Source organism: Streptomyces sp. BJ20, assembly GCF_022869105.1.
GTDB lineage: Bacteria > Actinomycetota > Actinomycetes > Streptomycetales > Streptomycetaceae > Streptomyces > Streptomyces griseoincarnatus.
Genome location: NZ_CP094918.1, coordinates 4163613 through 4175917 on the forward strand (window position 1 = coordinate 4163613; position 12305 = coordinate 4175917).

General features: G+C 72.6%; 11 protein-coding genes. 4 read left to right on the forward strand and 7 right to left on the reverse strand.

Features of this window, described 5'->3' with window-relative positions; genetic code table 11:
- Positions 1–72 precede the first annotated feature (72 nt).
- The 3 genes from MTR79_RS18600 to MTR79_RS18610 form a co-directional block, all read right to left on the reverse strand.
- On the reverse strand, positions 73–885 hold the full coding sequence (locus tag MTR79_RS18600) for an SAM-dependent methyltransferase (protein WP_189364615.1): 813 nt from the start codon (positions 883–885) through the stop codon (positions 73–75).
- A gap of 193 nt (positions 886–1078) precedes the next feature.
- Positions 1079–4453, reverse strand: a complete 3375-nt coding sequence (locus MTR79_RS18605; protein WP_189364873.1) for a pyruvate carboxylase — start codon at positions 4451–4453, stop codon at positions 1079–1081.
- 192 nt (positions 4454–4645) lie between these two features.
- A complete protein-coding gene (locus tag MTR79_RS18610) occupies positions 4646–5851 on the reverse strand; it encodes a S8 family peptidase (protein ID WP_244791375.1) in 1206 nt (401 codons plus the stop codon).
- A gap of 338 nt (positions 5852–6189) precedes the next feature.
- On the opposite strand from MTR79_RS18610, the gene MTR79_RS18615 reads away from it, so the two are divergent.
- Positions 6190–6444 (forward strand): hypothetical protein, encoded by a 255-nt coding sequence (locus MTR79_RS18615; protein WP_244793382.1) that lies wholly within the window; start codon positions 6190–6192, stop codon positions 6442–6444.
- A 40-nt stretch (positions 6445–6484) separates the two neighbouring features.
- Here MTR79_RS18615 and MTR79_RS18620 read toward each other — a convergent pair whose 3' ends face one another.
- Entirely contained in the window at positions 6485–6811 is a 327-nt protein-coding gene (locus tag MTR79_RS18620; protein WP_048458376.1) for a hypothetical protein, read from the reverse strand.
- Positions 6812–6938: 127 nt separating this feature from the next.
- On the opposite strand from MTR79_RS18620, the gene MTR79_RS18625 reads away from it, so the two are divergent.
- A complete protein-coding gene (locus MTR79_RS18625) occupies positions 6939–7481 on the forward strand; it encodes a DoxX family membrane protein (protein ID WP_121720942.1) in 543 nt (180 codons plus the stop codon).
- Positions 7482–7515: 34 nt separating this feature from the next.
- Here the strand turns inward: MTR79_RS18625 and MTR79_RS18630 are convergent, their stop codons facing one another.
- Positions 7516–8724: a transposase gene (locus tag MTR79_RS18630; protein WP_244790887.1), complete on the reverse strand. Its 1209-nt coding sequence runs from the start codon at positions 8722–8724 to the stop codon at positions 7516–7518.
- A gap of 25 nt (positions 8725–8749) precedes the next feature.
- Here MTR79_RS18630 and tnpA point away from each other — a divergent pair, with 25 nt between their 5' ends.
- Positions 8750–9181, forward strand: coding sequence for an IS200/IS605 family transposase (gene tnpA, locus MTR79_RS18635; protein ID WP_244790889.1), 432 nt, complete (start codon positions 8750–8752; stop codon positions 9179–9181).
- A gap of 166 nt (positions 9182–9347) precedes the next feature.
- Positions 9348–9680, forward strand: coding sequence for a MazG-like family protein (locus MTR79_RS18640; RefSeq protein ID WP_189365722.1), 333 nt, complete (start codon positions 9348–9350; stop codon positions 9678–9680).
- A gap of 349 nt (positions 9681–10029) precedes the next feature.
- On the opposite strand, the gene MTR79_RS18645 is transcribed toward MTR79_RS18640, so the two are convergent.
- Together MTR79_RS18645 and MTR79_RS18650 are read right to left on the reverse strand one after the other, a co-directional pair.
- Positions 10030–10692, reverse strand: a complete 663-nt coding sequence (locus MTR79_RS18645; RefSeq protein WP_244791377.1) for a response regulator transcription factor — start codon at positions 10690–10692, stop codon at positions 10030–10032.
- Positions 10680–11951 carry a sensor histidine kinase gene (locus tag MTR79_RS18650; protein ID WP_244791379.1) on the reverse strand — a complete coding sequence of 424 codons (1272 nt, stop codon included), beginning with the start codon at positions 11949–11951 and terminating at the stop codon, positions 10680–10682. Before MTR79_RS18650 ends, MTR79_RS18645 begins: the two co-directional genes overlap by 13 nt.
- Between the last annotated feature and the right edge of the window lie 354 nt (positions 11952–12305).

Sequence of the window (12305 nt, forward strand, 5' to 3'; positions counted from 1 at the left end):
TTCAAAGTTCGTCGCACGGACAACGAAAAGGCGGGTCCCGGGAGTTACGGGGACCCGCCTCGGCGCGTGAGGTCAGGGCTTGCGTGCCAGGCCGCCGTGCTCGGCGATGACCTGCGGCTCGGGCGCGTCCTCGTCCGGACGCCACTGCTGCACGGACACGACGCCCGGCTCGACCAGTTCCAGCCCGTCGAAGAAGGAGGTGATCTCCTCCACCGTCCGCAGGTTGTACGGCACGGCGCCGCTGGAGTTGTATCCGTCCTGCGCACGCTCGAAGACCGGGTCGATGCCGCGCGAGCCGTCGTTGATCGACAGGAAGCTGCCTGACGGCAGGGCCGCCATCAGCCGGTCGACGACCGAGCGCGCCTTGTCGTAGTCGGCGATGTGGCCGAGGATGTTGCTGAGGATCAGCGCGGTGGGACGCGAGAAGTCCAGGGTGTCGCCCGCGGCCTTCAGGATGCGCTCGGGCTCCAGGACGTTCGCGTCGACGTACGCCGTGGCGCCCTCGGGCGTGGAGTAGAGCAGCGCGCGGGCGTGGGCGAGGACCATCGGGTCGTTGTCGACGTAGACGATCCGGGACTCCGGGGCGATCCGCTGGGCGACCTGATGGGTGTTGTCGGCGGTCGGCAGACCGGTGCCGATGTCGAGGAACTGGCGTATGCCCTGCTCACCGGCCAGGTAGCTGATGTTGCGGCGCAGGAAGGCACGGCTGCTGCGGGCGATGGTGACGATGCCGGGGAAGACGGCGGTGTAGGCGTCGCCGGCCTCCTCGTCGACAGGGTAGTTGTCCTTCCCTCCCAGCCAGTAGTTCCAGATGCGGGCCGAGTGCGGCACCGAGGTGTCGATCTTCTGCTGCGCTGATCCGGGTGCCGTCGCAGGGTCGGTCATGAGTGCCGTCCGTGGTGTTCCGAGAGCTGTTGTCGCCGCTCAATCTACGGTCCCACAGCTCACCCGCGCAGGCTTGTTCGAAGGCCGTCGGATGTTCGTGCGGGGTCGCCGTCACGCTGGACGGCGACCCCGTTGCGCGGGCATATGCCATGGGCATGGCCCGCCCGTTGCTCGGGCGCTGATCAGGCGTCGGTCAGGCGAGTTCGACCAGGAGGTCGCCGCCCTCCACCTGCTGGATGCGGTTGATCGCGAGCCGGGACACCGTCCCGGACTTCGGGGCCGTGATGGCCGCCTCCATCTTCATCGCCTCGATGGTGGCCACCGTGGCGCCGGCCTCCACCTGGTCGCCCTCGGCGACCGCGAGGGTCACCACGCCCGCGAAGGGCGCCGCCACATGGCCCGGGTCGGCGCGGTCGGCCTTCTCGGTGACCGGCACGTCGGAGGCCGCGGCGCGGTCGCGCACCTGGATCGGCCGCAGCTGGCCGTTCAGTGTGGCCATGACCGTGCGCATGCCGCGCTCGTCCGCGTCACCGATCGCCTGCAGCTCGATCAGCAGCCGCACGCCGGGGTCGAGGTCGACGCCGTACTCCTTGCCCGGGCGCAGCCCGTAGAAGAAGTCCTTGCTGTCCAGGACGCTGGTGTCGCCGAACGACTGGCGGTGCGTCTCGAACTCGCGGGTCGGCGCGGGGAACAGCAGCCGGTTGAGGGTCGGGCGCCGGTCCTTGGCCAGGCCCTCGCGGTCCTCGGCCGACAGCTCCGGCGCCGGCTTGGGCTCGCCGCGCCCGCGCAGCGCCTTCGTGCGGAAGGGCTCCGGCCAGCCGCCGGGCGGGGTGCCCAGCTCGCCGCGCAGGAAGCCGACGACCGAGTCGGGGATGTCGAAGCGGTCCGGGTCCTCCTCGAACTCACGCGGGTCCACGCCCGCGCCCACCAGGTGCAGGGCGAGGTCGCCGACCACCTTGGACGACGGGGTGACCTTCACCAGCCGGCCCAGCATCCGGTCGGCGGCCGCGTACATCGCCTCGATGTCCTCGAAGCGGTCGCCGAGACCCAGCGCGATCGCCTGCGTGCGCAGGTTGGAGAGCTGGCCGCCGGGGATCTCGTGGTGGTAGACGCGCCCGGTCGGGGAGGCCAGACCCGCCTCGAACGGCGCATAGACCTTGCGGACGCTCTCCCAGTACGGCTCCAGGTCGCCGACCGCCTGGAGGTCAAGGCCGGTGGGCCGCTCGGAGTGGTCGGTGGCGGCGACCAGCGCCGACAGCGAGGGCTGCGAGGTGGTGCCGGCCATGGAGGCCACCGCGCCGTCCACCGCGTCCGCGCCCGCCTGGATCGCGGCGAGGTAGGTGGCGAGCTGACCGCCCGCGGTGTCGTGGGTGTGCAGGTGCACCGGCAGGTCGAACTCGCGGCGCAGCGCCGACACCAGAGTCGCCGCCGCGGGCGCCCGCAGCAGGCCCGCCATGTCCTTCACGGCCAGGACGTGCGCGCCCGCCTCGACGATCTGCTCGGCGAGCCGCAGGTAGTAGTCCAGCGTGTAGAGCCGCTCCGACGGGTCGGACAGGTCGGCCGTGTAGCAGAGGGCGACCTCCGCCACTGACGTGCCGGTCGCGCGGACGGCGTCGACGGCGGGCCGCATCTGGGAGACGTCGTTGAGCGCGTCGAAGATACGGAAGACGTCGACGCCGGTGGCGGCGGCCTCCTGCACGAAGGCGTCGGTCACCTCCGTCGGGTACGGCGTGTAGCCGACGGTGTTGCGGCCGCGCAGCAGCATCTGGAGGCAGATGTTCGGCACGGCCTCGCGCAGGGCGGCGAGCCGCTCCCAAGGGTCCTCGGCGAGGAAGCGCAGGGCTACGTCGTAGGTGGCGCCGCCCCAGCACTCCAGCGACAGCAGCCCGGGCAGGGTGTGCGCGACCACCGGGGCGACGGCGAGCAGGTCCTTGGTGCGGACCCGGGTGGCGAGCAGCGACTGGTGGGCGTCGCGGAAGGTGGTGTCGGTGACGCCGATGGCCGGCGACTCGCGCAGCCAGCGGGCGAAGCCCTCGGGGCCCAGCTCGGCGAGGCGCTGCCGGGAGCCGGCCGGCGGCTCCCCCGCGGGCGTCCCGGGCAGCTTGGTCAGCGGGTCGATCAGCTCCGGCCGCTCGCCGTGCGGCTTGTTCACCGTGACGTCGGCGAGATAGGTGAGCAGCTTGGTGCCGCGGTCGGCGGAGTGGCGCGCGGTGAGCAGCTGCGGGCGCTGCTCGATGAACGAGGTGGTGACCCGCCCCGCCTGGAAGTCGGGGTCGTCCAGCACCGCCTGGAGGAACGGGATGTTGGTGGCGACGCCGCGGATGCGGAACTCGGCGACCGCGCGCCGGGCGCGGCCCACGGCGGCGGCGAAGTCACGGCCCCGGCAGGTCAGTTTGACCAGCATGGAGTCGAAGTGGGCGCTGATCTCCGTGCCCGCGTGGGTGGTTCCGCCGTCGAGGCGGATGCCGGAGCCGCCGGGCGAGCGGTACGCGCTGATCCGGCCGGTGTCCGGGCGGAAGCCGTTGGCCGGGTCCTCGGTGGTGATGCGGCACTGCAGAGCGGCGCCCCGCAGCGTGACCGACTCCTGCGACAGTCCGAGGTCGGCGAGCGACTCGCCGCCGGCGATGCGCAGCTGCGCCTGCACCAGGTCGACGTCGGTGACCTCCTCGGTGACCGTGTGCTCGACCTGGATGCGCGGGTTCATCTCGATGAAGACGTGGCGGCCGTCGCGGTCGAGGAGGAACTCCACGGTGCCGGCGTTGCGGTAGCCGATGTGCCGGGCGAACTTCACGGCGTCGGCGCAGATCCGGTCGCGCAGCCCGGGGTCGAGGTTGGGCGCGGGGGCGAGCTCGATCACCTTCTGGTGCCGGCGCTGCACGGAGCAGTCCCGCTCGAAGAGGTGGATCACGTTGCCCTGCCCGTCGGCGAGGATCTGCACCTCGATGTGACGGGGCTCGACGACGGCTTTCTCCAGGAACACCGTGGGGTCGCCGAACGCGGACGCGGCCTCCCGGGACGCGGCCTCGACGGCCTCCCGCAGCTGGGCGGGGTCCTCCACCCGGCGCATGCCGCGTCCGCCGCCCCCGGCGACCGCTTTCACGAACACGGGGAAACCGATCGCGTCGGCGGCGCGCACGAGTTCGTCGACGTCGGTGGAGGGCGCGGAGGAGCCGAGGACGGGCACACCCGCCTCCCGGGCGGCGGCCACGGCGCGCGCCTTGTTCCCGGTCAGCTCCAGGATGCGGGCGTCCGGCCCGACGAAGGTGATGCCTGCGTCCGCGCAGGCCTTGGCCAGCTCGGGGTTCTCCGACAGGAATCCGTAACCCGGGTAGACGGCGTCGGCGCCCGCCCGGCGCGCCGCGCGCACGATCTCCTCGACGGACAGATAGGCCCGGACCGGGTGCCCCGGTTCGCCGATCTCGTAGGCCTCGTCGGCCTTCAGACGGTGCAGCGAGTTGCGGTCCTCGTACGGGAAGACGGCAACGGTGCGCGCACCGAGTTCGTAGCCCGCGCGGAACGCCCGGATCGCGATCTCGCCGCGGTTGGCGACGAGCACCTTGCGGAACATGGTCGATCCCTTCAGCCTGCCGGTGACGATCACCATCGTGTCCGCGGCGGAGGCGGTACGCCATGTGAGCCGGGCCACTCGCTCCGGCGCGCCGGGGACATGGGCCGTCATACCGGGACGTACGGGGGCCACAGAGAAATCGTTTCCCCTGTGGCCCCGGCGCCCGGCGGGCGCGCGTGTCCGTGCCGCCTGCTACTCGGTGACCTTGAGCAGCTTGTTCGGCGTGCCGGTGCTCGGGTTGCCGATCGCGTCGGCGGTGGCCCCGTCGGTCAGCGCGGCGGCGACGGCGGCCGGGTCGGCGTCGGGGTGGCCGGCGAGGTGGACGGCGGCGGCGCCGGCCACGTGCGGGGAGGCCATCGAGGTGCCGGAGATCGTCTTGGTGCCGGTGTCGCTGTCGTTCCAGGCCGAGGTGATGTCGGAGCCGGGCGCGTACAGGTCGACGGACTCGCCGAAGTTGGAGAAGTCCGACTGGGCGTCGTCCTCGGTGCTGGAGGCGACGGTGAGCGCCTCCGGCACCCGGGCGGGAGAGCCCTGGCCGGCGTCGGCGGACTCGTTGCCGGCGGCGACCGCGAAGGTGACGCCGGAGGCTATGGCCTTCCGCACGGCCGCGTCGAGCGCCGGGTCGGCGGCGCCGCCGAGGCTCATGTTGGCGACGGACGGACCCTGGTGGTTCTCGGTGACCCAGTCGATGCCGGCGACGACCTGCTCGGTCGTGCCGGAGCCGTTGTCGTCGAGGACTCTCACGGCGACCACCTTGGCCTTCTTGGCCACGCCGTGGTCGGCGCCCGCGATGGTGGCGGCGACGTGCGTGCCGTGGCCGTTGCCGTCGTCGGCGCTGTCGTCGTTGTCGACGGCGTCGAAGCCGTGGCTGGCGCGGCCCTCGAAGTCCTCGTGCGTGATCCGCACGCCGGTGTCGATGACGTACGCGGTGACGCCCTCGCCCGCCTGGTCGGGGTAGGTGTACTTGCTGTCGCCCGCGGTGTCCTGCTGGTCGATGCGGTCCAGGCCCCAGGAGGGCGGGTCGTCCTGGGTCGCGGTGGTGCGGTAGGTGCGGTTGGCGACGACGGCGCCGACGGCCGGGTCGGCCGCGAGGCGCTTCGCCTCGGTCGCGCTGAGACCGTCGGCGGAGAAGCCCTCCAGGGCCGCGCCGTACGACCGGCTGAGCTTGCCGCCGTACTCCTGGGCGAGTTCCTTCTTGTCGGCGGACGTCGTCTCCTCGTCGAGGAGGACGATGTAGCTGCCCTTGACGGCGCCGGCGGCGCCGAGGCCGTGGACCGTGCCCTCGGCGGGCTGGGCCTGGGCGGACGAAGCCCCGAGCAGGGCTGCCGTGCTCGCGGCGGTCACCGCGCAGGCGGCGGCGGTGACTTTCAGTGCGACGGTACGCATCCGTTGCGTCATGAAGAGGGGTCTCCTCGTCAGGGTGGTGTGGGGGGTTGACCTCCGGCGTGACGAGACGCGGAGGCTGACGAGAAGACTGACCATGTGTCGCGTTCAGATCAATGGCGTCCGGGAGCGGTGGACGCCGTGGCGCGGCCGATCTCCACAACGTCCGCCCAAGTCCGAGCCAACCGATCCGCGAAACCCGAGCTGAGCGGGGTACTTGAACGCGCCAACCAGCGCGTGGGCGAGATTCGTGACCATCCCGTCACCCGATCCTCACGGGAGGGGCGTTTCATACCCGTGGGTAACGGAACGGTCGGTCGGTCCTGGACGTTCGGTCGGCGGAACAGGCCGGCGTGCCGCCGGGCCCAGTCGGCGAAGGCGCGCGGCGGACGGCCGAGGACGTCCTCGACGCCGAGACCGGTGCGGAGTTCGTCCTCGGTCGGCTCGCCCAGGATGCCGAGCGTCGTGTCGACGACCTCCTCGAGATCAGCGAGCTGGGCCTCAGCCTGGCCCCGCTCTTCGCGCGCCTGACGGAGTGGGGTGCGGCCGACCTGGGCCGGGTCGAGGGGGCACGGCGGGCGTACGACGCGGACCCGGCCCGGCGGTGAGGCATGGGCGGGGCGCCGGTGAGGCGCGGCCGGCGGGCCGTTAGGCCTGGCCGGTCTCGAAGCGGGAGATGCGGCCGTCGTCGTCGACGGTGAACGACCAGGTGGTGCGCATCTCGCCGTAGGTGTCGTTGCTGTAGCGGGCGATGAGGCGGCGGCCGCCGTCGGACTCGTTCTCGACCTCCATGTGCCCGCGGGAGGAGAAGATCTCCCGGTCGGTCCAGTCGGCGAGGTCCCGTTCCGTGCCGTCGTCCGCCATGGTGGCGCCGGGCGCCAGCAAGGCCATGAAGCCCTCCCGGTCGTGGTTGTTGACGGCCGTGACGAAGGCACGGACGGCCGGGTCGCTCAGGCGGGTGATCTGAATGGTCATGCCTGACAGGGTCGTACCGGTGCGGGGCCCCGCCACCCGCGTCACCCGTTCGGCGTCGGCGACGGGCCGGGCCCGCGGTGGCGGTGCGACGGTGGTCGGGCCAGACCACCGTTCACGGGGAGACGACGTGACCTGCTACGACCGGCGTGACCTGGGACTGCTGCTGCTCCGGCTGGGAACCGGCGGGGTGCTCGCGGCGCACGGCGCCCAGAAGCTGTTCGGCTGGTTCGGCGGTGGCGGCATCGAGGGCACCGGCCAGTTCATGGACTCCATCGGGTACGCGCCCGGCAAGGTCAGCGCCACGGCGGCCGGTGTCGCGGAGACCGGCGGCGGGCTGCTGCTGGCGCTGGGCCTCGCCACACCGGCCGCGGGTGCGGCCGCCGCCGGGGCGATGGCGGGCGCGTCGGCGGTGCACGCGCCCAACGGCTTCTTCAACCAGGAGGGCGGCCTCGAGTACGCGGCGTCGCTGGGGCTGACGGCGGCGGGGCTGGCCGTCTCGGGGCCCGGACGGCTCTCCCTCGACCATCTGCTCGGCCATACCGTCGACCGGGGGTGGATGGTCCCGGCGGCGCTCGGGGTGACGGCGGCGGTCACGGCGATGGCGGTGGGGGCGCGGAGCCGGCGGCTGCGGAAGGCTCGGGAGGGGCAGCAGGGGACGCTGTTCGATTGACATCCTCGCCGCCCTGAAGGACGGCGATTCCCGCCTACCGCGCCGTTGAAGGCTGCGGTGTCGGGTGGGTTCCTGCTTCGCTGCGCGGTGCCGGGAGGAGTCCCGGTCTTACCTGCGCTCCACAGGCTGATACCGCCAGTCCGGCGGCCTTGGCGACGTTGACCGCCGCGTTGATGTCCCGGTCAAGGACCGCCCCGCACGCCTGACACGTCCACACGCGGACGTTCAGCGGCTTGGGACCGTCCTTGACGCCGCACTGCGAGCACACCTGACTGGTGGGCTCGAAGCGGCCGATCCGGTGGAATGCGCGCCCGTACCGGGCGGCCTTGTACTCCAGCATGCTCACGAACGCCGACCATCCGGCGTCGTGGACGGACTTGGCCAGGCGCGTGCGGGCGAGTCCCTTCACCGCCAGGTCCTCCACGGCGACCGCTTGGCTCTCGCGGATCAGCATCGTGGAGAGCTGGTGATGGAACTCGCGGCGGGCGTCCGCGACACGGGCGTGTGCCCGTGCGACACGGATCCTGGCCTTGTCCCGGTTCTTGCTGCCCTTCTCCTTGCGCAAGAGGGCGCGCTGTGCCTTCTTCAGGCGCTTCTCGGCCCGGCGCAGGAAGCGCGGGCTGTCGATCTTCGTGCCGTCGGAGAGGACGGCGAAGTGCCCGAGGCCGAGGTCGATGCCCACCCCGGGAGTGGTCTGCGGCAGGATCTCCTCCGGGCCGGTCTCCACGACGAAGCTCGCGAAGTACCGGCCCGCGCTGTCCTTAACGACCGTCACCGTGGACGGCGTCGAGGGCAGGGGACGGGACCACGTCACCTTCAGGTCGCCGATCTTCGGCAGGCGCAGCTTCCCGCCGGCCGTGATCGACCAGCGGGCGTTCGCCGTGAACCGGACGGCCCGCCGGGTGTCCTTGCGGAATTTGTACCGGGGCGCGCCCATACGCGGGCGCTTGCCCTTCAGGCCGTCGAAGAAGTTCCGGTACGCGGTGTCCAGGTCTCTGAGGGACTGCTGGAGCACGACCGCCGACACCTCGCCGAGCCACGCCCGCTCGGGCGTCTGCTTGGCCTCGGTGATCAGCGTCTTGGACAGATCGCCGGTCTTCGGGAACGGCAGCCCCTCGCTGCGGGCGGTCTCCCGAGCGCGCAGCGCGTCGTTGTAGACCACCCGCGCGCACCCGAACGCCCTCGCCAGCGCCGTGCGCTGACCGGCGCTCGGGTACACCCGGAACGAGTACCTGAGCTGCACACGGATCACGGTACACAGTTGGTTTATGGGTATCGATGAGAACATTCGTACTGGTCGTCACTGTGTCTTCCGCATGCACGTCCACTTGGTTTTCGTGACGAAGTACCGGCACAAGGTCTTCGCCGACCGACACCTGACGCGGTGCGAGGAGATCATGCGGGCCGTGTGCGAGGACTTCGAGGCCGAGCTGGTCGAGTTCAACGGCGGGAACAACCACGTCCACCTGCTCGTGAACTTCCCGCCAAAGGTCGCCGTGTCCAAGCTGGTCAACAGCCTCAAGGGCGTCTCTTCCCGGCGGCTGCGCCAGGAGTTCCCCGACCTCGTCCGCCACTACTGGCGGGCACAACGCCTGTGGTCCGGCTCGTACTTCGCCGGGTCCGTCGGCGGCGCACCACTCAGCAGCGTGAGCCACTACATCGAACAGCAGAACCGGCCGCTCCGACCCGGACCGAGGTGAACAGTGCAGATCCGCGCCCACAGCTGAGGCCAGAGCAAACCGCAGATTCGCTTCACCACCAGGCTGAAGCCCGGCGCCCTGCGAATAGATCCGGTAGCGAGGGGGCAAGTGACAGGGGGTCGGGTGGCGCGGGGGGTGTCAGTGGGCTGTGCGAGGCTCCTCGCTCATGAGCGAGCACGAGGATGTGGACCTCTGGGGGTCCGTCGAGGAGCTGTACGGGTGGTTGGACGCGAACCGGGTCGTCGACGGGCCGGACGAGGTTCTGCTGCGGATTCTGAAGCTGTCGGAGGAGGTGGGCGAGGTCGCCCAGGCGGTGGTGGGGGCGACGGGGCAGAATCCGCGGAAGGGGGTGACGCATACGTGGGACGACGTGAGCGCGGAGTTGTGTGACGTCGCCGTCACCGCTCTTGTGGCGTTGCGGACGCTTACGCCTGAGGCGCGGGATGTTTTTGCGGGGCATCTTCGGCGGGTTCGTGAGCGGTCGCTGGGGGCGGGGTGACGGTCCGTCGGGCGGGTGGGGGGTCGTGTGTGGCTGGTCGCGCAGTTCCCCGCGCCCCTGAGGGGATCGGCCGTGACGCCTCCTCACAAGTGCCGGCGCCCCGCCGACGGTCGCGCAGTTCCCCGCGCCCCTGAGGGGGTCGGCCGTGACGTCTGCTCGCAGGTGCCGGCGCCCCGCCGGGGGTTGCGCAGTTCCCCGCGCCCCTGAGGGCGTTGCCCGTGACGCCTCCTCACAAGTGCCGGCGCCCCGCCGACGGTCGCGCAGTTCCCCGCGCCCCTGAGGGGATCGGCCGTGACGCCTGCTCGCAGGTGCCGGCTGCCCGCCGACGGTCGGGTGGTTCCCCGCGCCCCTAAGGGGTCTGGCGGCGGGCGTCCTCGAGGAAGTGGAGGACTGCTGCCACTCGGCGGTCCGTGCGGTCCGTGGGGGGCAGGTCGAGCTTGGCGAAGATGTTGCGGATGTGCTTGTGCACGGCGCCGTCGCTGACGACGAGGCGTTCCGCGATGGCCGCGTTGCCCAGGCCCTCCGCCATCAGCGCGAGCACGTCCCGCTCGCGGGGGCTCAGCCGCTCCAGGCGGTTGTCCGGCCTGCTGCGGGTGAGCAACTGGGCGACGACCTCCGGGTCGATGGCGGTGCCGCCGTCCGCCACCCGGTGCAGCGCCTCCAGGAACTCCTCGACCCGCCCCACCCGCTCCTTCAGCAGATAGCCGAGCCGGGCACTGCCCTGCGCCAGCAGGTCGGTGGCGAAGGCCTGCTCGACGTACGCGGACAGTACGAGCACCGCGAGGCCGGGCAGGCGCCGCCGCGCCTCCACGGCGGCGGTGATGCCCTCGTCGGTGTGCGTGGGCGGCATCCGTACGTCGACGATGGCGACGTCCGGACGTTCCGCGTCGACGGCATCGAGGAACGCGGCGGCGTCCTCCGCCGTCGCCACCACGTCCAGGGACTCGGCGCGCAGCAGCAGCGCCAGCCCTTCGCGCAGCAGGGCGTCGTCCTCGGCGATCACGATCCGCATGGCAGGGTCACCTTCAGGGTGGTGGGGCCGCCGGGAGGGCTGGCCAGCTCCAGTGTTCCGTCGTGGGCCTCGACGCGGCGTCGGATGCCGGTGAGGCCGGTGCCGCCGTGCTCGTCGGCGCCGCCGTGGCCGTCGTCGCGGACCTCCACGTGCAGCAGTCCCCCGGCCACGCGGACGGCGACCCGCGCCTCGCTTGCGCCGCTGTGCCGGGCGATGTTGGTGAGCGCCTCCGCGACCGCGAAGTACGCCGTCGCCTCGACCGCCGCCGGGCATCGCGCGGGCATGTCGGCGTCGACGCGGCACGGCACCGGGCAGCCGGCCGCGAGCGCGGTGAGGGCGTCGGGCAGGCTGCGGTCGGCGAGGACCGGCGGGAGGATGCTGCGGACGACCGCCCGCAGTTCGGTGAGCGCCTGCTCGGCGGCGTCCTGGGCGCGGTCCAGGACGGCCGCGGCCTCCTCCGGGTCGCGGGCGAGGGCGCGCCGGGCGGCGCCGAGCAGAACGGTGACGGCGACGATGCGGTTCTGCGTGCCGTCGTGCAACGCCCGCTCCACGCGGCGGAGTTCGGTGACGTGGGCGTCCAGGGCGGCGGCGCGGGTGGCGGTCAGCTCGGCGACCCGCAGGACGAGGTCGGTGCCGGGGTCGGGGCTGAGCAGACGGCGTCCGGGCCAGGCCTGGAGCCGGGCGAGGGCGGGCGCGCACAGCACGATGACGCCGACGAGAGCCACGCCGATGCCGCTGACCGCCATGGCCCCGGGCCAGTCGTGTACGGTCCACCAGCCTACGGAGGAAGTGGCCCCGCTCTCCGGCAGGGCGCTCCAGTACAGCGGAAAGGTGACGTCGTGGGCGGCGCTAAGCGGCAGCGTCGCCCCGACCAGCCCGAGGAACAGGCCCAGCAGCGCGTGCGTGACCATCCAGCGGACCTCGTGGCGGACCGCGCGGTCGCCGAGCATCGCCCGCAGCCCGTCCGGCGGCGGCGCCGGGCCGACGATCTCCGGACCCCAGCGGGAGAGCCTGCCGCGCTCCCGGTCGGCGACCGCGCGCACCGCGTGCAGGGCGGACGGCAACAGCACGAAGCCCACGCCGAGGAGGCAGGCCGCCGCGGTGAGGGCCAGCCACAGCGTGGCGAGCAGGGCGAGCAGGGCGGTGCCCAGTCCTCCGATCAGATGCTCCAACGCGTCCAACGCGGTCCGGGCACGAACGGCCAGGCCTTGACGCCGCCCCGGCCGCATGCCCGCCGGCCGGTCCTGGCTCACCACCATCCGCACCTCCCAGTCCCGGAGGATAGAACGCGGGGCGGTCAGCCTGCTCGGCCGTCCGCTGTACGGGAGTGCGGGGGCGGGGACGACGGCCCGGGTGCGGGCGCGGGAGCGGGCGGGGGTGCGCGTACCCACGCCGGCGGGCGTGCGGGCCCGGGCAGGCCCGCCAGGCCTGCCCGGGCCGAGGCTCGCGCCAGGACCGACCAGCGTGCCGCGACCAGTCCGCACACGAGAACCGTCCGGCGCGCCGGAATCAGCCGGCGCATCGGAGCCGGTGGACGCGGAAGAAGCGGCCGGCGCGCCAGAGCCGCCGGGCGAGCCGGATCCGGGCGGCCCGCCAGGGCCGACGCACGCGCC

Bases quoted from the DNA above. Each gene is read 5' to 3' on its own strand.
- MTR79_RS18600 (WP_189364615.1), bottom strand. From the start codon at position 885: ATGACCGACCCTGCGACGGCACCCGGATCAGCGCAGCAGAAGATCGAC.
- MTR79_RS18605 (WP_189364873.1), bottom strand. From the start codon at position 4,453: ATGTTCCGCAAGGTGCTCGTCGCCAACCGCGGCGAGATCGCGATCCGG.
- MTR79_RS18610 (WP_244791375.1), bottom strand. From the start codon at position 5,851: ATGACGCAACGGATGCGTACCGTCGCACTGAAAGTCACCGCCGCCGCC.
- MTR79_RS18620 (WP_048458376.1), bottom strand. From the start codon at position 6,811: ATGACCATTCAGATCACCCGCCTGAGCGACCCGGCCGTCCGTGCCTTC.
- tnpA (WP_244790889.1), top strand. From the start codon at position 8,750: ATGGGTATCGATGAGAACATTCGTACTGGTCGTCACTGTGTCTTCCGC.
- MTR79_RS18640 (WP_189365722.1), top strand. From the start codon at position 9,348: ATGAGCGAGCACGAGGATGTGGACCTCTGGGGGTCCGTCGAGGAGCTG.
- MTR79_RS18645 (WP_244791377.1), bottom strand. From the start codon at position 10,692: ATGCGGATCGTGATCGCCGAGGACGACGCCCTGCTGCGCGAAGGGCTG.
- MTR79_RS18650 (WP_244791379.1), bottom strand. From the start codon at position 11,951: ATGGTGGTGAGCCAGGACCGGCCGGCGGGCATGCGGCCGGGGCGGCGT.